Source organism: Bradyrhizobium denitrificans (genome assembly GCF_013179005.1).
GTDB classification, from domain to species: domain Bacteria; phylum Pseudomonadota; class Alphaproteobacteria; order Rhizobiales; family Xanthobacteraceae; genus Bradyrhizobium; species Bradyrhizobium denitrificans.
In genome coordinates this window covers 49105-65647 of sequence record NZ_JABFDP010000017.1, presented here as the reverse complement: position 1 = coordinate 65647, position 16543 = coordinate 49105, and the positions used below count along the sequence as shown (strand labels likewise).

The 16543-nt window shown below is 65.7% G+C and carries 17 protein-coding genes; 10 read left to right on the top strand and 7 right to left on the bottom strand.

Features of this window, described 5'->3' with window-relative positions; translation table 11 throughout:
- The first annotated feature begins 39 nt into the window (after positions 1-39).
- From folE to HL671_RS19620, 4 genes are all read left to right on the top strand, one after another.
- A complete protein-coding gene (folE, locus tag HL671_RS19635) occupies positions 40-738 on the top strand; it encodes a GTP cyclohydrolase I FolE (RefSeq protein WP_012045143.1) in 699 nt (232 codons plus the stop codon).
- Between the two features lie 30 nt (positions 739-768).
- A complete protein-coding gene (hisI, locus tag HL671_RS19630) occupies positions 769-1197 on the top strand; it encodes a phosphoribosyl-AMP cyclohydrolase (protein ID WP_041750861.1) in 429 nt (142 codons plus the stop codon).
- A gap of 138 nt (positions 1198-1335) precedes the next feature.
- Positions 1336-2355 carry a lytic transglycosylase domain-containing protein gene (locus tag HL671_RS19625; RefSeq protein WP_172237696.1) on the top strand — a complete coding sequence of 340 codons (1020 nt, stop codon included), beginning with the start codon at positions 1336-1338 and terminating at the stop codon, positions 2353-2355.
- Between the two features lie 430 nt (positions 2356-2785).
- Positions 2786-3961 carry a DUF2336 domain-containing protein gene (locus HL671_RS19620; protein WP_172237693.1) on the top strand — a complete coding sequence of 392 codons (1176 nt, stop codon included), beginning with the start codon at positions 2786-2788 and terminating at the stop codon, positions 3959-3961.
- A gap of 188 nt (positions 3962-4149) precedes the next feature.
- Here HL671_RS19620 and HL671_RS19615 read toward each other — a convergent pair whose 3' ends face one another.
- The 5 genes from HL671_RS19615 to HL671_RS19595 form a co-directional block, all read right to left on the bottom strand.
- A complete protein-coding gene (locus HL671_RS19615) occupies positions 4150-4734 on the bottom strand; it encodes an Hpt domain-containing protein (RefSeq protein WP_012045139.1) in 585 nt (194 codons plus the stop codon).
- A gap of 118 nt (positions 4735-4852) precedes the next feature.
- Entirely contained in the window at positions 4853-5398 is a 546-nt protein-coding gene (locus HL671_RS19610) for a response regulator (protein ID WP_006612921.1), read from the bottom strand.
- A gap of 334 nt (positions 5399-5732) precedes the next feature.
- Complete coding sequence (locus HL671_RS19605) at positions 5733-6512, bottom strand: NAD kinase (protein ID WP_012045138.1); 780 nt, start codon at positions 6510-6512, stop codon at positions 5733-5735.
- A 226-nt stretch (positions 6513-6738) separates the two neighbouring features.
- A complete protein-coding gene (locus HL671_RS19600) occupies positions 6739-8892 on the bottom strand; it encodes an adenylate/guanylate cyclase domain-containing protein (protein WP_172237690.1) in 2154 nt (717 codons plus the stop codon).
- Between the two features lie 12 nt (positions 8893-8904).
- Positions 8905-9588 (bottom strand): hypothetical protein, encoded by a 684-nt coding sequence (locus HL671_RS19595; protein WP_172237687.1) that lies wholly within the window; start codon positions 9586-9588, stop codon positions 8905-8907.
- Between the two features lie 232 nt (positions 9589-9820).
- On the opposite strand from HL671_RS19595, the gene HL671_RS19590 reads away from it, so the two are divergent.
- The gene (locus HL671_RS19590; protein WP_172237684.1) at positions 9821-11425 is read left to right on the top strand and encodes a S10 family peptidase; all 1605 of its coding nucleotides are present in this window, start codon (positions 9821-9823) and stop codon (positions 11423-11425) included.
- A 176-nt stretch (positions 11426-11601) separates the two neighbouring features.
- Here the strand turns inward: HL671_RS19590 and HL671_RS19585 are convergent, their stop codons facing one another.
- Together HL671_RS19585 and HL671_RS19580 are read right to left on the bottom strand one after the other, a co-directional pair.
- Positions 11602-12990 (bottom strand): serine hydrolase domain-containing protein, encoded by a 1389-nt coding sequence (locus HL671_RS19585; RefSeq protein ID WP_012045134.1) that lies wholly within the window; start codon positions 12988-12990, stop codon positions 11602-11604.
- Between the two features lie 146 nt (positions 12991-13136).
- Positions 13137-13682 (bottom strand): tetratricopeptide repeat protein, encoded by a 546-nt coding sequence (locus tag HL671_RS19580; protein WP_012045133.1) that lies wholly within the window; start codon positions 13680-13682, stop codon positions 13137-13139.
- A 290-nt stretch (positions 13683-13972) separates the two neighbouring features.
- Here HL671_RS19580 and HL671_RS19575 point away from each other — a divergent pair, with 290 nt between their 5' ends.
- The 5 genes from HL671_RS19575 (at position 13973) to HL671_RS19560 (ending at position 16513) form a co-directional block, all read left to right on the top strand.
- Positions 13973-14362 (top strand): hypothetical protein, encoded by a 390-nt coding sequence (locus HL671_RS19575; RefSeq protein WP_012045132.1) that lies wholly within the window; start codon positions 13973-13975, stop codon positions 14360-14362.
- A gap of 165 nt (positions 14363-14527) precedes the next feature.
- Entirely contained in the window at positions 14528-14971 is a 444-nt protein-coding gene (locus HL671_RS19570; RefSeq protein WP_172237681.1) for a hypothetical protein, read from the top strand.
- Positions 14972-15355: 384 nt separating this feature from the next.
- Positions 15356-16066, top strand: coding sequence for an outer membrane protein (locus HL671_RS19565; RefSeq protein ID WP_012045129.1), 711 nt, complete (start codon positions 15356-15358; stop codon positions 16064-16066).
- Positions 16067-16096: 30 nt separating this feature from the next.
- Positions 16097-16219: a hypothetical protein gene (locus HL671_RS38805; RefSeq protein WP_283813091.1), complete on the top strand. Its 123-nt coding sequence runs from the start codon at positions 16097-16099 to the stop codon at positions 16217-16219.
- A 54-nt stretch (positions 16220-16273) separates the two neighbouring features.
- Entirely contained in the window at positions 16274-16513 is a 240-nt protein-coding gene (locus HL671_RS19560; RefSeq protein WP_012045128.1) for a DUF6719 family protein, read from the top strand.
- Positions 16514-16543 lie beyond the last annotated feature (30 nt).

Sequence of the window (16543 nt, the reverse complement as noted above, 5' to 3'; positions counted from 1 at the left end):
CACTCCGGTCGGATCTCCGGCCGGTCGAACGGAGATGAGATGGACACTTTGATCAAGACACTGCGCGCGAACAAGCCGGAGACCAAGCCGTCCGAGGCCAACGCCCGAGCTGCGGAGCTCGACCCGGCCGAGTTCCTGGCCGCGGCTGTGCGGGCTGATCGCCCCCGGCCGTCGCGCGCCGAGGCGGAGGCCGCGGTCTATACCCTGCTCAATTATATCGGCGAGGATCCGACCCGCGAGGGCCTGGTCGATACGCCGCGCCGCGTCGTCGAAGCCTATGACGAACTGTACCAGGGCTATCATCAATGCCCGGCCGAGGTGCTCGACCGCACTTTCGGCGAAACCGCCGGCTATGATGATTTCGTGCTGATTCGCGACATCGAGTTCACGTCGCAATGCGAGCATCACATGATGCCCTTCTACGGCAAGGCGCATATCGCCTATACGCCCGTCGAGCGGGTGGTGGGCCTGTCCAAGCTGGCGCGCCTCACTGATATCTTCGCCCGCCGCCTGCAGACGCAGGAGCATCTCACGGCGCAGATCGCGGCGGCCATCGATGAGGTGCTGAAGCCGCGCGGCGTCGCCGTCATGATCGAGGCCGAGCACACCTGCATGTCGGTGCGTGGCGTTGCCAAGCATGGCGCGGTGACCTTCACCAGCCGCTTCACCGGCATGTTCCGCGATAATCCGGCCGAGCAGAGCCGTTTCCTGTCGATGGTGCGCTCGCCGCAACGGTGAGCTGCGCCCGGATTTCAAGCGAGAGTTCCCTTGTCTTCATCCTCAGCCGAGCGCGAGGAGGGCGTGGCCTTCCTGCCGAAATTCGACGCGGGCGGCCTCGTCACCTGCGTCACCACCGATGCTGCGACCGGCGACGTGCTGATGGTCGCCCATATGAACGACGAGGCGCTGCGCCGCACGGTCGCGACCGGCGAGGCCTGGTATTTCAGCCGCTCTCGTAACGCCTTGTGGCGGAAGGGCGAGAGTTCGGGCCAGACCCAGCGCGTGATCGAGATGCGGACGGATTGCGACCAGGACGCGGTCTGGCTGCGTGTCGAGCAGACTGGGGCTGCCTGCCACACCGGGCGTCGCTCCTGCTTCTATCGCCGGGTCGAGCGTACCGAGGCGGATGGCGGGGCCCGTCTCGTCTTCGTCGATGCCGACAGGCTGTTCGATCCCGATGCGGTCTATCGCAAGTAGGTCAGAGACCTGCCTGCGCTGGCGCACGGCTCGTCCATTGGCCTGATCCGGCCGCCGGGTTAACCGAGCATTAACCATAACGGCCGCATTTTGCCTGATGTTTCCGGCGCGTTCGTCTGCCAAACAGCGGGTCATCTCATGTCGGTCGACGCCTCCAACTCATCGCCCACCGGGATTCTCGATGGCGTCCGCGCCCGGGTTGCCGGCGCGATCAAGCAGGCGGCCGACAGCGTCGGCGCCAGCTTCGAATATCTGCTGTCGACCGCCAAGATGGAGTCGGATTTCAACCCGACCGCAGGGGCATCAACCTCTTCGGCGCGCGGGCTCTACCAGTTCATCGACCAGACCTGGCTCGGCACCGTCAAGGAAGCCGGCCCTGATCTCGGCTATGGCCAATATGCCGACGCGATCACCAAGACCTCGTCCGGCGACTACACGGTCAGTGATCCGGCGATGCGACAGGCGATCATGAAGCTGCGCGACGATCCGCAGGCGTCGTCGGCGATGGCGGCCGCGCTGACGCAATCCAACAGCTTCCAGCTGACGGCCAAGATCGGCCGGCGGCCGACCGATGCCGAACTCTATATGGCGCATTTCATGGGGGTCGGCGGGGCGGCGAAGCTGATCACCAGCGCTCAGGAGACGCCCAACGCGTCCGCGGCCCAACTCTTTCCCAGCGCCGCTGCGGCGAACCGGTCCATCTTCTACGATCGCGACGGCCAGGCGCGCAGCGTCGGCCAGGTCTATTCGGTCCTGAACGCGCGCTATGCCGGTGCGGCCAACTCCTCGACAACCCGCGGCGCGTTGGCGCTCTATGGCGGCGGGACGTCCGCCAATGCGGCGGGCGGTGGGGCGCTGCCGACCACGGACACCGCGACCTTCCTGTCGATGTTTCCGGACGCGCGGGGGTCCGGTGCGGCCGTCACCGCCGATGCATCGCGCGCGAGCCGGCCGGCGGATCCGACATTCCGTTCGCTGTTCCAGGTCGACGGCCAGTCGAACCAAGCGGTCTCCGCGACCGTGCGCGAATTGTGGGGCCGCTCGTCGGCGTCCACCGCGGCCAATGCCGCGGGCGAGGGCAGCAATGGCAGTGCCGGCGCGTCGCGCCGGCTCGATCTGTTCAGCGATCCCAGCGGGACTTTCTCGGGCGAAGGCTAGAGGCTGGTTGGCCCGCGCGAGAGCCAAAGCAATCTCGTTCCGGTCCGCACTCGATCGCCGGGTGGGGATGTCCTGGTCCTGGCGGGACGATCGTTGTTTGGCTGATTGACGGCGCATCCTCCTGGCCGCCGGGCGCGGCGAGGGAGTTGGCCGATCGCCGTGCGGCGGCAGGCCCACTTGACCAACAGATGCTTTTTTTGTCGCTCGGTTTGCGCCCTGCGCCGCCGCTTGCAGCCGCATTTTCCCCGTCCAATTACGGCAAAACGGTGCATTGAGCGGTATCATAAGGCAGAAATTGTGCCCGGTCTTAACAAAACATCAACAAAACCAGTCACTTATGGTGAACGCTTTGTTAAGCGTCGTGGTTTATTTTCGGTGCTGTTGAGGCCCTCGTGGCCTTGTTTTGCAAGTTGCGTAAGCCGGAAAGACCATGATCGTTCGGCAGTTTCTCAGTTGGGTCAGAACCGCGCCCGCCGGTGAGCGGGCAGAGGCCACCCGGGCTCTGGCCCGTGCGTGGTTGCTGTCGGATCTCTCTGATGAGGATCGGGGCGCCGCTGAAGGCGCGCTCTTGATGCTCCTCGACGATCCGTCGCCGCTGGTGCGCCAGGCCATGGCGGAAGTGTTCGCCCGCTCGGCGGATGCACCGGCCGCCATCGTTCAGGCGCTCGCCACCGACCAGCCGTCCGTCGCGGCCATCATCCTCGAACATTCGCCGCTGTTGATCGATGCCGACCTCGTCGACATCGTCGCGACCGGCAATTCTGAAACCCAATGCGCGGTGGCGCGGCGCATCGGCCTGCCGGCGCCGGTCTGTGCCGCCATCGCCGAAGTCGGCAGCGCGGCGGCCGCGCTCGAGCTGATCGAGAACGCCTATGCTGAACTGCCGCCGTTCTCCTGGGACCGCATCGTCGAGCGCCACGGCCATCTCGCCGCGATCCGCGAAGCCATGCTGGTGCTGGACGATTTGCCCGCCGCGACCCGTGCGGCGCTGGTCGACAAGCTCTCCGAGACTCTGGCGCAGTTCGTGGTCGCCCGGAACTGGCTCAGCGCCGACCGGGCAGGGCGCATCACCAGCGAGGCGCGCGACCGCTCGACGATCACGATTGCCGCGCGGTCGGGCGGCGAGGAACTGCGTGGCCTCGTCCAGCATCTGCGGGCGACGGCGCAACTGACCGCCGGCCTCATCCTGCGCGCGCTGCTGTCGGGCAATGTCGAATTGTTCGAGACCGCGCTGTCGGAGCTCGCCGACATGCCGCGCGCGCGGGTGTCGTCGCTGCTCAACGATCGCGGCCGCGCCAGTTTGCAGGGGCTGTTGCGCAAGGCCGGGATTCCCGACACCACCTTCGAGGCCTTCGCCATCGCGCTGGATGTCTGCCGCGAGAATGGGTTTGCCGATACGTTGAGCGGCGCGGCCATCCTGCGCCGCAAGATGGTCGAACGCGTGCTGACGCATTGCGCGACCGACCGCGACGCGGCCGAGCCGCTTCTGATCCTGCTGCGCCGCTTCGCCACCGAATCCGCCCGCGACGAGGCCCGCGAATTCTGCGACGAGGTCATCGCGGAGGATTTCGTCGCCGGACTGGAGTTCGGCCTGATCGCGGCCTGAGGCGTGGCTCCATGCCGTAGATGGGGTAACGGGCCGACCACCCGAGCGGCACGCTCACTCCGGCGCTATTTGGGAGCGCGTTCGCGTGGTCGGCCCGTTACCCCATCTACGCAGTCTGCCCATCATCATTGCGAGCGCTGCAATCCAGAAATCTTCCGTGGCGATGCGCCGATGCGCTGCCCGTCAATCTAGGGAAGATCGCTCGGCACCAGGCTCGGGGCCAGAATCGCTTCCAGATGCTCCGGGCGGTTGCGATTCACCTGGATCAGGTAATCGTCGGCGACGCGGCGGAGCCGCCGGCTCAGCTCGGCGGCGACGGTGGGGCTGTGATATCTGGTGTGGTCATGCACGATCGCCTGGACGGCGTTGACGTGATGCTCGAACAGTTCGGCGGGGACCTTGTCGAGGTCGGGCGCATGCTCGATGATCCGGCACAGGCTGTCGGCGACTTCGGCGGCGGCGGGATAGCCGAAGGTCGCGGCATCGCCCTTGATGTCGTGGGCGGCGCGGAACATCTCCTCGCAGGCGTCGTCGTCAAAGCCGGTCTTGAGCACGGCCGCGTAGGCTTTCGTCAGGCGCTCGGCCTCGGTGTCCATCCATGACTTGAACTCGCCGGACAATCCGGCGAGCGCGGCTTCGGCGCGTGCGACGGGATCATCGAGATCCTTTTCCTCGGCGCGGCTCAGCACCTTCTTCAGCGGATTGGGCTGGGTGATCACATGATGCGTAGGATAGCTCTTGACCTGGATCGCCGGGGCTTTGTCTTTCGCCATCTCGATGTCCTGCATATGCCGACCAGCGCACTGTGAGTGCCGTGAACATTAGCCGAGGATGCGGGCGCGCTGGTCCGCGATCCCCGGACGCCGTTAACAGAGGCTCACTGCCGCGGCTTCAAACTGCGGAGCGCGCTTTATCCAGAAGTGATGGCTGCTGGAAGATCTCAGCCTCGCCGCCGACGCGGCGCTCGGGGCCGATATAGGCAGTGTTGGTGTTGCGGCGCCGGTCCGGTCCAAAATAGGTCTTGGTCTTGATGAAGGGCCGGGGATTGGCGACCACGTTGAGAATGCGCTGGTAGAGGCCCTTGGCCGAGATCGGCTTGGCCAGAAACTCGGTCACGCCGGCATCGCGCGCCACCGTCACGCGGCGCTTCTCCGAATGCCCTGTCAGCATGATGATCGGGGCATAAGGATTGCCCTTGGCTTCCGGCTGGCGAATCATCTGTGCCAGTTCCAGGCCGTCGAAGATCGGCATCGCCCAATCGGTGATCACAATATCGGGCGAGAAATGGGTGTACATTTCGAGCGCGGTGGCGCCGTCCTCGGCTTCATTGACCTCGCGGGCGCCGAACGAGTGCAACAGCGTGCGCAGGATACGGCGCATATGCGGGTTGTCGTCGCAGACGAGGAAGCGCAGCTTGTTGAAGTCGATGCGATACATTTGGCCGGCCTGAAGGCATCACCGGTGACGGTGGTCAACGCGCATTAACCATACGGAGTGCCGGGTTAACAAAGCGTTGCGGCCCGGGCTGTTTCGGGCGCGCCGGGACGACGTGCGCCGTGCTCGTCAGTGTCTTGCGACTCTCTCCCGTCATTGCGAGCGCAGCGAAGCAATCCAGAGTCGTGGGCGGGACTCTGAATTGCTTCGCTGCGCTCGCAATGACGCGTGGAGGGATTTCGGCTCGAACGAGACGCCGGCCCGGATCTCGCGATTGCCCGCGTCCTGCCGGCTCCGGCCGTCGCCCATCCGTGCCAGGGATATGACGGGTTTGCCGCTAATACCCGAACTGCTCGCTCAGGATGCGTTCTTCGAGGCTGTGACCGGCGTCGAACAGCATGCGCATCGAGATCGTCTTGTCGGAGAGCACCTCGACGCGCAGGACGTTGCGGACCTCGTCATGGTCGGCCACCGCCGCCACCGGGCGCTTGTCGCCCTCGAGCACCTCGATGATCACATAGGCGGTGTTCGGGAGCAGGGCGCCGCGCCAGCGCCGCGGCCGGAAGGCGCTGATCGGGGTCAGCGCCAGCAGTGCTGCATTGATCGGCAGGATCGGACCCTGCACCGAGAGATTATAGGCGGTGGAGCCCGCCGGGGTCGCCACCAGCACGCCATCGGCGATCAGCTCCGGCATGCGCTCGCGCTCGTCGATCAGAATGCGCAGCCGCGCGGTCTGCGCGGTCTGGCGGAACAGATAGACCTCGTTGATGGCGTGATGAATGTGAACCACGCCGCTGGCGTCGGTGGCCCGCATCAAAAGCGGGTGGATCACCGATTCCTGCGCCGCCGCCAGCCGCCCATGCAGGTCGTGCGTGCTGAATTCGTTCATCAGGAAGCCGACCGTGCCGCGATGCATGCCGTAGATCGGCTTCCCCGAGCGCATATGGTCGTGCAGCGTCTGCAGCATCAGGCCGTCGCCCCCAAGCGCGACCACCACCTCGGCGAGATCCGGATCGGCATTGCCATAGAGGGCGGTGAGCTGCGCCAGCGCGGCCTGGGCCTCGGCACTAGGGCTCGCGACGAAGGCGATCCGCTCATATCGCTTGGGCGTGGTCATGCGTCGCAGGGCTCGCTGGTCGGTTGCCGGTAAGGCGCCGTGTCGTCTAGCCGACCTTGGCGGTCCTTGTCCATCGGGAGCGGTAGGGCGGCAATGCGGCGGCGGAACGTCGGCGTGGCCGAATGACGACGCCGACGCAAGCGCGTTGAGCGCCGGCTGGCACTCATTTCGGCCAAGAGCATGTCATCGGCCTGTCATTTCGTAAGCCTGTCATTTCAAAAAACTCTCATTTCTCCTGCAGCGCGCGCACTGGGTCCCAGGCGGCGGGGCCGGCCTGACAGGCGGCGGTGACGCGGGCGGCAAACAGCGCGCTGGGCGTGTCGACCGCTGCGGCAGCAGCAAAGCACTCCCCAGCCTGCGCAAGCTCTCCGGCGCGCCAATGTGCAAGACCGGCGGCGTAGCCGTCGAGCAGGCGGCGGTCCTGAGGCGTCAGCGCGTCGGCGCGGCCATGCAGCTCGTAGATGCTCAGCGACTGCTCACGTCCTTTGACGCGGATCGTGTCGAGCTCGCGCCAGGCGAATTCGTCGCCCGCGAGCTTTACGGTGCTGTCGGAGGCGATGATCGTGGTGCCGTAGAACTTGTTGGCGCCTTCGAGCCGCGAGGCCACGTTCACGGCATCGCTCATGACCGAATAGTTGAAACGCCGTTGCGAGCCGAAATTGCCGACCAGCGCGGCGCCGCTGTTGATGCCGATGCGCTGCGCCACCTTGATGCCCTGGAACGCCGTCGATGTGCGGTTCAGCTCGGCGAGCCTGGCCCGGCAGTCGAGCGCGGCCCGCGCGGCGCTTCGCGCATGGTCGGGGTCATCGAGCGGCGCACCGAACATCGCGACCACGGAGTCGCCGATATATTTGTCGACATAGCCGTCATGGCTTTCGATCACGTCCGTGATCGCCGACAGATATTCGTTGGTCAACGCCATCAGCTGTTCCGGCGACATCTGCTCGGCGATGCGTGAGAAGCCCTCAATGTCCGAAAAGAACACGGTGACCTCGCGGGTCTCCCCGCCGAGCTGCGGCAGGCGGCGCGAGGCCAGCATGCGCTCGATCTCGCGCGGCGCCAGATAATACGCGAAGCTCTTCTGCAGCAGCCTGCGGTCCTTGTCGGTGACCATGAAGCGATAGCCGGTGGTGGCCGCCAGCGCGAGCACGCCGGCTGCGAGCGGCTCCGCAAGCGGCAGCGCATAAGCGTGATTGAAGAGGGCGGTGGCCAGCGCGGTGTAGAGGACGGCCAGCAACGCCAGGATCGCGGCGGCAGAGGCCGGCCGCAGCACGCGGGCGAGCGCCGCGGCCAACAGCGCCAGCGCGGTGGCGATCGCGACCACCGCCGGCCGCTTCAGCTCGATCGCGGCATCCTGCCGCACCAAATTGTTCACCGCGGTCGCGTGGATGTAGACGCCGGCAATCGTGCTGCGCGCGAAGCTCTGCGGCACCGCGCGCTCGCCCAGCACGCAGCGGGGCCGCCGCGCTCCTTCCGCCCGGGTCGCGAACCGCTTGGAGGTCAGCCGGCGATCCTCGATGCCGACGGTGCCGATCAGGACGACCTTGCCGGCAAACTCGCGGCGGAAATAGTCCTTGTCACCGTTCAGCGCGCAGCTCCGCAAATCGGCGAAGGAATAGGTCGGGATATCCTGCGCGCCACCGGCGAAATTCAGCGTCATGGTGCCCGCCACGCTGCCGGGGACCGTGTAGTCGCCGAGCGTCACGCCATCGGGCGCAATGCGCGGCGCGAGCCCGAGGCTGCGCGCCGCCAATTCCAGCGCCATGCTCGGCACAGCCTTGCCTTCGGCCGACAGCGTCAGCGGGTGCCGGCGGACGACATCGTCGCTGTCGGTGTAGGTGTTGAGCGGTCGTAGATTTTGCTGCTGGCGCACCGCGATGCGCTGGCCGGGAGCGGGCAGGATCGGCGGCTCGCCGAAGATCTCACCGAGCACGACCTTGCCGCCGCCGGCGGCAGCCGCCAGCGCGCGCAGGAAATCGCGGTCGAAGCCGCGGGTCTTCTCGCCGAGCGTGGTGTCTCCGAGCGGAATTTCGGACTGCTCGATCGAGGTCTGGAACACCATGTCGAAGCCGACCACCTTGGCGCCGCCGTCGAGCAGCGCGGTCAGGACGCGGCCGATTTCGCCGGTCCAGGTCAGCAGCGGGGCGCCCTTGAACGGGGCCGCCTGGTAGCTCTCCTCGTCGATGGCGACCACCACCGCCGGACTTGTTGCGGCGTCGTGACGGTTGCCGAAGGCCTCGAAGCGCAGCCATGTCAGCGCATCCAGCGACAGGCCGCGGGCGCGCTCGAACGCCGGCGACGCAAACAACGCCGCGCAGGCCAGCGCGATGACGATCACGGCGAGCGCGTCGCGCGTCCGGCGTCCGATCGCCACCGCCACCTGCGTTCAGTCTCAGTTGAGCCGGATCAACCGCCCGACCGCAGGGCCGGGGCCCGCTTTGGCCTGTGCGTCGACCTTGAAGACGATCCGGGACGGCCCGAAGCTCGCGGCATAGATACCACCCGGAGTCAGAGGGTGGCTGGTGCCGGCAAAATCGTAGAAGCGGCCTTTGAATTGCCGGCCGGAGAGCTCGACCTGCTGACGCTCGCCGGGCTGGTCGATGCGCTCGACGATCAGGGTGCCGCGGCCCTTGGCTTCAAAGATCGGTGACGCGCCGTAGATGACCGCCTGTGCCACCGGCGCGCTATCCGGCCCGACGCTGCGTACGATCGTCGCCGCGACCTCGCTGGTCTCGCGGGAGGTCGCCTGCGCGTGGCTGGCGTCGCAATTGACGATGTCGCTCTTGAGCGTCGCGCCGTCGACCTTGCTCTCGGAGGGGCCGACCGTGACGCTGCCGGCGCCGCTGACGCTCTCGCGGCGGCAGGATTTGAGATAGCTCATGACCACCGCGCCATCGGGGCCGAGCTTGATGACCTGTCCGGGCGCGACGTAATCCATCAGCTCGGCGCCGGCGACCTCGCCCTGGACGTCCTCGACCAGAGCGGCGGCGGGCCCGGCCCAAGCCGTCGGCGGCCCGGCAAGAGCCAGAGCGGCGAGCCCGGCCAGGGCTGCGACGATGAACGTCGGTAATTTCATGATGAGCTCCGTGATCGCAACCGGCGGCGCCTTGTCCCCAACCGCAGCTGTCCCAGTGGTGGGACGTCGGAGGGGATCGAGAGGTTCGAGCGCATAGCATACCCAGGGGAAACAGGCATCGCCCCGATGTGACCTGGATCACGGAAGAGTTGGTTGAGGTTGGTCCCAAGCCGCGGTTGATGCGTTGCATGAGGTCGCGACCGCGTTGATGCGCAGCTGAGGGAGTGAGTTGATGGCGGGTTTGAAGTCGATGGTCGTGCGGCCGAGTCTTTCGGTTTCGGGGCTGGCGGTCTCGGCTCTGGCGGTGTTGGCTCTGGCGCTCTTGGTTGCTGGCCCGGCCCTGCATGCCCAGGATGCGCCGGCAGCCGCGCAGGAGCACGCGGCGTCCGGCAGCGGCCCGCGCAGCGGTTCCGCCGGCAACCGCGCCGCCAACGCGCCGGCCTCGCCGTCGGCTGCCGAGCAGCACAAGCTGCCGGCGGATTCCACGACCAGCCAGACGATCGAACTGCCCGGCCGCACGCTGTCCTTCAGCGCGACCGCGGGATCGATCCGCCTGTTCGACGACAAGAGCGAGCCGCAGGCCGACATCGCCTACACCTCGTATCAGCTTGAGGGCACCGAGCGCGCCAGCCGCCCGGTCACGTTCTTCTTCAATGGCGGGCCCGGCGCGTCCTCGGCCTATCTGCAGCTCGGAAACGCCGGGCCGTGGCGGATCTCGATCGATGCGGCCAGCATCACGCCCTCATCGAAGCCTGATCTGATGCCCAATGCCGACACCTGGCTCGATTTCACTGATCTTGTCTTCATCGATCCTGTCGGCACCGGCTACAGCCGCTTCGTCGCGTCCGGCGACGAGGTCCGCAAGCGCTTCTTCTCGGTCGATGGCGATGTGCGCTCGCTGGCGCTGGTGGTTCGCCGCTGGCTGGAGAAGCACGACCGGCTGGCATCGCCGAAATTCATCGCGGCCGAGAGTTATGGCGGCATTCGCGGTCCGAAGATCGTGAACAACCTGCAGCACGATCAGGGAATTGGCATCAATGGTCTGATCCTGCTGTCGCCGCTGATGGATTTCCGCGACTATTCCGGCTCGAGCCTGATGCAATATGTCGCCAGCCTGCCAAGCTATGCCGCCGTGGCGAAGCAGCTCAAGGGGCCGGTGACCCGCGCCGATCTCGCCGACGTCGAGCGTTACGCCAGCGGCGATTTCCTGCTCGATCTCGTCAAGGGCGAGGCCGATCTGGACGCGACCAACCGGCTCGCGGACAAAGTTGCAAGCCTGACCGGGATCGACCCGGCGGTCAGCCGCAGGCTGGCCGGCCGCTTCGACGTCTCCGAGTTTCGCCGCGAGTTCGATCGCAAGAACGGCCGCATCGCCGGGCGCTATGACGGCTCGGTGCTGGGCATCGATCCCTATCCGGATTCGAGCCGGTCACGCAGCGCCGATCCCTCCGGTGACGTGCTGACGGCGCCGCTCACCAGCGCGGCTGTCGAATTGACGACCCGCAAGCTGAACTGGCGGCCCGACGGATCCTACGAACTTCTGAGCGGGGCGGTGAACCGGTCGTGGGATTTCGGCCGCGGCATCAGCCCGCCGGAGTCGACCAGCGAACTTCGGCAGATCCTCGCGCTCGATCCCAAGCTCAAGCTCCTGGTCGGACATGGTCTGTTCGACCTCGCGACGCCGTATTACGGCTCCAAGATCCTGCTCGATCAATTGCCCGCCTTCGCGCGGCCGCCGCGGGTGAAGCTCGTGGTCTATCCGGGCGGCCACATGTTCTATTCGCGCGACGATGCACGGCAGGCGTTCCGCGGCGAGGCCGAGGCGCTGATGAAGTAGGGCAGGCAGGTCGCCAATGCGGGAGGGCTTCGTCCATCGTCGTTGCGAGCGCAGCGAAGCAAACCCGAATCCCGCGCACGACTCTGGATTGCTTCGCTGCGCTCGCAAGGACGGTGGAGAGAGCGTCGCGCACAGCATGACCCCGGATGCCGCGATCGCTCTGCCGGTGATCGCGGCTATATCGTCTTCTTGCGGCGGCCTTTCGGGTATTTGCGTTCCATCTCTGCCCGGAGCACGCGCTCCGGCCGGACCCGCGCACCGGCCAGCCAGATCTCGCTGATGCCGGACTTGGTGCGGACACGTCTCACCGCTTCGCCATGGCTGGCATAGCCGGCGGCCTGCACGATGCGGCCGGCATCGCGGCCGGTGACCTCGATGCGGGCGGCATCCAGGAATGGGTTGATGAACACCGGATTGGCGACCATCACCTGCGTGTTGAAAGGCACGAGATCGACGGCGCCCCACAGCGTCCACCAACGTCCGGTCCAGTCACGGGTGGTGCGCGAGGGCGCGCCATGGGTGGCGAAGGCCTGCAGGATGAACTTGACGCCGTTGGCCCAGCCGGGCGCCCAGCCATCGATGGCGTTGGTCAGCACGGTGATCGCGATCTCCCGTGCAGGGATCACCGAGGTCCGCGAAATATAGCCCTGGAAGCCACCGCCATGGCCGAACCAGTCGAAGCCCGCGGTGGTGCCGCTCATCAGCGCGAGGCCGTAATAGGCTTCCTCGATATCCTGCGGGACGCGCCATTGCCGGCGGATCATTTCGCGGCGGCTTGCCACGGATAGCAGGCTCTTTTTTGAGTTGGGCGCGAGCTGGGCGAAGAAGCGCGCGGTGTCGGCGGCGGTGGCGACCACGCCGGCGGCGGCCATGATGGCCTGGGTCGGGTTGTCGCCGGGAATGACCACGCGGCGGCCCACCGGCACGGTGCGCGAATGACCGCGGGCGAACGGGACACCTTTGCCAAGCAGCGTCATGTCGGGCGCGCTCTCGCGCAAGCCCAGTGGCGTCATGATCTCGCGCTGCAGCCAGGAAGGGTAGGGCTCACCGGTGATCTGCTCGATCACGAGACCGAGCAGGCCATAGCCATGGTTGGAATATTTGAAGCGGCTGTTCGGCTCGATCGCCGGCGCGAGCCTCAACTCGGCGAGCAACTCGTCCTTGTCGAGGTAAGGCCGCCCATTGGTGAACTGCCCAGAATCGTTTCCATCCCGCAGCAGGCCCGCGGTATGCGACAGCAATTGGCTGAGGGTGGCCGTGGCGACGTCCGGATGCAGATCCTTGACGTAGTCGCCGACCGGATCGTCCAGCTTCAGCCGCTTCTGCTCGCGCAGCCGCATGATGCCGGCGGCCGTGAACGCCTTGGTGTGCGAGGCGATCCGGAAGCGATGCCGCGGCGTCAGCTTCTCGCCGCTGTCGAGATTGGCGTGGCCATAGGCCGCCTCCAGGACGATCTCGCCGCGATGAGCGATCGCGAGGATACAGCCGGGCTGGCCGGAGACCTCGACCTGGAACGCCAGCCAATCCTTGATGTAACCGAGGGCGGCGCCGAGCCAGGGCTCCACGAGGCAATCTCCCGTTCAAAGGACGAAATGAAAATGGACTGCAGCCATCCCCCATCCTTAGCCGACAAGTGGCGATCAACAAACGAAAATGGCGCAACCCTTTCGGGTTGCGCCACTGTCGAGATCGGCTCTGGTCCGATCGCGTCTTAGTAGACGAGGCCGGTGCCCGGCTGCTTCTCGAGCGCGTCGGCCAGCGAGCGATATTCGGCGCTGTTGGTACCGGCGAGCTGCGCCACCTTGTCGAGGTGGTACCTGGCCTGCTCGCGGTTGCCCTGCTCGAGCTGCCACAGGCCGTAATACTGCCAGGTGCGCACATGGTTCGGATCATCCGCCAGCGCCTGCTCGTAATACTGCTTGGAGGCCTGGTAGTTGCCGAGCTTGCGGTAGGAGTAGCCAATGAGGTTGGCGACGTCGGCGACGTCCTCACGGTTCAGCGCCTTGAGCTGTTCGATCGCGGTGGCGTAGTCGCCGCGGTCATAGATCGAGGTGTAGGCCGTGCGATAGGCTGCGAGGAACTTCGGATCTTCGATGCTCGAGCTCTTGTCCTTCTTCTTCTTGGACGAATCCGAGGCCGGCGGCGACGACGGGGTGTCGCTGCCCGCGGCATAGGCCTTAGACAGAAGCAGCGGCCCGGAGGCCACGGCCATCGAGAACAGCGCCAGCGTGGCGATCCTGATCGCAGACTTTTTCATTCGTATCTCCCGAGTTGTCGATCCAACAGGTGACTGCATGCGGAGAAGAACTTCCGCAGCTGCGAAATATTCCCGGCCATTTGCGCGGATTTTGCGCCGCGATCGGTGCATTATACTGGCCACTTGATGACAGGCTAGTCATCTCGATGACCATCCCTTCATGTCGATGAACCGAAATCCCCGCTTTACTTCAGGGTGGGTTCAGCGCCGGTTCCTTATCGTCGTTTCCATGATCACGAGCCCATCCAGACGGGATGGTGCCTCCAGATCTTCACATCACGGAGACGACCATGCTGAAGAAAATGTCCGTCGCGCTGCTCGCCGCTTCCATCCTGGCTGCGCCTGCCTTCGCCGCTGGTCCTGCAAAAACCGATACGTCCGCGAAGTCCACGCAGACCACGGGCACGGCCAAGCCCGATGCAACGAAGACCGAGGCGACGAAGACCGATGCCTCCAAGACCGTCGGCGGGACGCAGGCTGGCGACAAGAGCAACGAGATGAAGCCGGCCGTCGACAAGGCGAAGGGCAAGCCTCATGCGTCGCTGCTCCGCCACAAGCATCGCCACGTTGCTCACCTTCGCCATCACCACAACGTGAAGGTCTCGCACGCCGCCGTGAAGAAGTCGGCCCACGCCAAACTGAGCCTCAAGCGTGTGACCCCGGCGACCCGCCGCGGGTGAGCGGCGATCCCTGGACACGGATACGGATAGAGTGGAGTCTGCCGCCGGAGCGCCTTGGGCGCGGCCGGCGGCAGCCGGCTGACGCCGGTGTGAGGCGTGACGGATAGGCTCGCGGCCTGCTTTGGGCTAGAAGCACCCGTGGAGAGGTCTTCAGGGTCGGGCGCTGTGGGCATGGGGAAAACGAGCTGGTGGCCGGCGTTGCTGGCGCTGCTGCTGATGGGATGTGCGAGCGGCGGTCCCGCGGCGTTCATGAGCGAGGATAGCCGCGGTATCTCCTACACGGGCGATCGCGGCGTCGGCAGCCAGCATTTTCCGCCGAACTACCGCAGTGAAATCCTGGCCTATCTGAAAACCTATCTGAACAATCCGGTCGGTGTGCGCGACGGCGTGATGGCAGAGCCTGTGCAAAGGACCGTCGGCGGCCGCCTGCGCTATGTCAGCTGTCTGCGCTTTGCGGCGCGCGAGTCCGACGGGAGCTACCGTTCGCCGCGAGAGCGCGCGGCGGTGTTCGTGGACGGCCGTTTCGATCGCCTGATCGAGGAGGCCGGTGAGCTTTGTGCCGGATCGACCTATGTTGCGTTTCCGGAACTGGCCAGCCTGACCCGGTAGTGCGCGCCCAATCGCCGCCGTCGCCCGGATGAGCAGGCGCCGATCGGCGCCGGCGGAAGCAACATGAGGGGGCCGCGGGCAGACTTGGCGGGCTGCTCGCTCCCTGCAGCTTTGCATCTCTGCCACGTCGTCGCAGGGGCTTGTCGGGGCGGCCTGTCGATCACAACTCCGAGACGGGTTCAAACGCGTTGCCGCCTCATCTCGACCAAATGTCGGGCGAGGCGTGCAGCTTCACGAAATATTCGGGAAGCCTATGGAACAAAAGGCCTTTGTTGCTCGCTGGTGACATGCGCGGACCAATCACAGCTGCGTCAGCGCCATCGGGCAACCCAAATGCGGCCATGATGTTCGATAGATGTCGCAAACGAAGAACGGGGACGTCCCATGAAGCGCGTTTTTTTGAGTGCAGTGGCTTTGACTGTTTTGGCTGCGCCGGCATTCGCCGCGGACATGCCGGCCCGCACCTACACCAAGGCGCCAGTCTACACCCCGCCACAGGCGATCTATAACTGGACCGGCTTCTATATCGGCGGTCATCTCGGCGGTGCCTTCGCGGGCAACAACAGCCTGGAGGGCAACAACGGCCGTTTCCTCGGGGGCGTCCAGGGCGGGTTCGATTACCAGTTCGCGCCGAATTGGGTGCTGGGTATCGAGGCCCAGTACAGCTGGATGGATCGCAACACGACCAATTTCGGCTTCCCGGGGGCCACGGTGGTGAGCTCGACCGGGGCCAACCAACTCGGCTCGGTCACCGGCCGGCTGGGCTACACCTGGGGACCGGCGCTGCTCTACGCCAAGGGCGGTTATGCTTGGCGTGACGGCAATGCGCTCGGCGTGAACGTCGCCGGCGTGCCCGCCGGGTTCACCACCAGCGGCAACACCAAGGATGGCTATACCGTTGGCGGCGGCCTGGAATACATGTTCGCGCCGAACTGGTCGGCCAAAGCCGAGTATCAGTACTATAATTTTGGCAATACCACCTTTACGGGAGGTCCAGCCCCGGTGGTGGGGAGCCGCTTCAACAGCGACGAGCATACCGTCAAGGTCGGTGTGAACTATCGCTTTGGCTGGAGTGGCCCAACCAGCAAGTACTGACCGCGTCGCGGACCCCCAGGGGGCGGCGATATGGACTTCAAAGAATTGGAAACGCCCGCGCAAGCCGCGGGCGTTTTGCTGTCCGGCGGGGGCGCGGGGGCGGTGGTTTCGAAGCCGCTCACGCACTGCAAAAAAATTTTCACACCGTCGTGAAACTTTCGACACGAGTTGTTATTATGAGTCCGCCGGTTTGATGGATCATCCCACATGCGTATCTTGGTGTCCGTGCTGTTGTTGTCCGCGGCTGCTTTGCCGTGCTCCGCCCAGACCGTCTTGAAGTCCGAACCGTTGATGCTGGCGCCTTACGAGGTCGCGCTGGTGCAAGCCGCGTCCTGCCCGTCAGGGAAGGTGCTGAAGGTGACCGGGGCGATCCGCGGCGTCAGCCGCAAGCGTTCCTGTGTTGCCCTCCCGGCCGAAACCGCTTCGCTGGCAACTGCGACGCCGTAAGGTCTGCTTCGTAACGGTCTGCTTCATGGC

Coding starts and splice junctions, on each gene's coding strand:
- folE (WP_012045143.1), top strand. CDS start 40: ATGGACACTTTGATCAAGACACTGCGCGCGAACAAGCCGGAGACCAAG.
- HL671_RS19625 (WP_172237696.1), top strand. CDS start 1,336: ATGTCGGTCGACGCCTCCAACTCATCGCCCACCGGGATTCTCGATGGC.
- HL671_RS19620 (WP_172237693.1), top strand. CDS start 2,786: ATGATCGTTCGGCAGTTTCTCAGTTGGGTCAGAACCGCGCCCGCCGGT.
- HL671_RS19615 (WP_012045139.1), bottom strand. CDS start 4,734: ATGGCGAAAGACAAAGCCCCGGCGATCCAGGTCAAGAGCTATCCTACG.
- HL671_RS19610 (WP_006612921.1), bottom strand. CDS start 5,398: ATGTATCGCATCGACTTCAACAAGCTGCGCTTCCTCGTCTGCGACGAC.
- HL671_RS19605 (WP_012045138.1), bottom strand. CDS start 6,512: ATGACCACGCCCAAGCGATATGAGCGGATCGCCTTCGTCGCGAGCCCT.
- HL671_RS19595 (WP_172237687.1), bottom strand. CDS start 9,588: ATGAAATTACCGACGTTCATCGTCGCAGCCCTGGCCGGGCTCGCCGCT.
- HL671_RS19590 (WP_172237684.1), top strand. CDS start 9,821: ATGGCGGGTTTGAAGTCGATGGTCGTGCGGCCGAGTCTTTCGGTTTCG.
- HL671_RS19580 (WP_012045133.1), bottom strand. CDS start 13,682: ATGAAAAAGTCTGCGATCAGGATCGCCACGCTGGCGCTGTTCTCGATG.
- HL671_RS19575 (WP_012045132.1), top strand. CDS start 13,973: ATGCTGAAGAAAATGTCCGTCGCGCTGCTCGCCGCTTCCATCCTGGCT.
- HL671_RS19565 (WP_012045129.1), top strand. CDS start 15,356: ATGAAGCGCGTTTTTTTGAGTGCAGTGGCTTTGACTGTTTTGGCTGCG.
- HL671_RS38805 (WP_283813091.1), top strand. CDS start 16,097: ATGGACTTCAAAGAATTGGAAACGCCCGCGCAAGCCGCGGGCGTTTTG.
- HL671_RS19560 (WP_012045128.1), top strand. CDS start 16,274: ATGCGTATCTTGGTGTCCGTGCTGTTGTTGTCCGCGGCTGCTTTGCCG.